1 protein-coding gene is annotated in these 854 nt (G+C 65.5%); it reads right to left on the bottom strand.

The window, feature by feature from the left end; all coding sequences use genetic code 11:
- Positions 1 to 854, bottom strand: an 854-nt coding sequence (locus tag PUR71_RS01120; RefSeq protein ID WP_329924382.1) for an adenosylhomocysteinase, incomplete at its 5' end; no start/stop codon positions are given.

Here is an 854-nt window from a genome sequence, read left to right as displayed (position 1 = left end):
TCAGTAGCGGTACTGCTCCGCCTTGTACGGGCCCTCGACCGGGACGCCGATGTAGTCGGCCTGCTCCTGGGTCAGCGTGGTCAGCTTCACGCCCAGCGCGTCCAGGTGCAGACGCGCGACCTTCTCGTCCAGGTGCTTCGGCAGCACGTACACGCCGATCGGGTACTGCTCGGTCTTCGTGAACAGCTCGATCTGCGCGATCGTCTGGTTCGCGAACGAGTTCGACATCACGAACGACGGGTGCCCGGTCGCGTTGCCCAGGTTCAGCAGACGGCCCTCGGACAGCACGATGATCGTCCGGCCGTCCTCCTTGCGCCACTCGTGGACCTGCGGCTTCACCTCGGTCTTCACGACGCCCGGCAGCTGCGCCAGACCGGCCATGTCGATCTCGTTGTCGAAGTGACCGATGTTGCCCACGATCGCCTGGTGCTTCATCCGCGCCATGTGCGACGCCAGGATGATGTCCTTGTTGCCCGTGGTCGTGATGAAGATGTCGGCCGTCTCGACGACGTCCTCCAGCGTGGCGACCTGGTAGCCGTCCATCGCCGCCTGCAGCGCGCAGATCGGGTCGATCTCCGTCACGATCACCCGCGCGCCCTGGCCGCGCAGCGACTCCGCGCAGCCCTTGCCCACGTCACCGTAACCGCACACGACGGCGACCTTGCCGCCGATCAGCACGTCCGTCGCCCGGTTGATCCCGTCGATCAGCGAGTGCCGGCAGCCGTACTTGTTGTCGAACTTCGACTTCGTCACCGAGTCGTTCACGTTGATCGCCGGGAACAGCAGCTTGCCGTCACGGTGCATCTCGTACAGCCGGTGGACACCCGTCGTGGTCTCCTCCGTCACGCCCTTGA

The sequence above is a fragment of the Streptomyces sp. SP17BM10 genome, assembly GCF_036322405.1.
Classification (GTDB): domain Bacteria; phylum Actinomycetota; class Actinomycetes; order Streptomycetales; family Streptomycetaceae; genus Kitasatospora.
This window is presented reverse-complemented; position numbering and strand designations above follow the sequence as displayed.